Genomic DNA, 285 nt, shown 5'->3' with positions numbered 1-285 from the left:
AGTGGTGTGCTCGGAACTGGAAGTGCTGAACCCTTCCGTGCCCGTGCCGTTCCAGCTGGACGACGACAACCTGTCGGAAACGACGCGCCTGACGCACCGCGTGCTGGACCTGCGCCGCCCGCAAATGCAGAACAACCTGCGCCTGCGCTACATGGTGACGATGGAAGTGCGCAAGTATCTCGACGCGCTGGGCTTCATCGACATCGAAACGCCGATGCTGACCAAGTCCACGCCAGAAGGCGCGCGCGACTACCTGGTGCCATCGCGCGTCAACGCGGGCAGCTT

The 285-nt window shown here is 63.5% G+C and carries 1 protein-coding gene; it reads left to right on the top strand.

The annotated features are described in order from the left end of the window. Window positions 1-22: 22 nt before the first annotated feature. A partial coding sequence (locus V3391_RS17730; RefSeq protein WP_332079770.1) for an amino acid--tRNA ligase-related protein occupies window positions 23-285 on the top strand: 263 nt, incomplete at its 3' end.

The sequence above is a fragment of the Luteimonas flava genome (genome assembly GCF_036584485.1).
Classification (GTDB): Bacteria; Pseudomonadota; Gammaproteobacteria; order Xanthomonadales; family Xanthomonadaceae; genus Luteimonas; species Luteimonas flava.
This window is presented reverse-complemented; position numbering and strand designations above follow the sequence as displayed.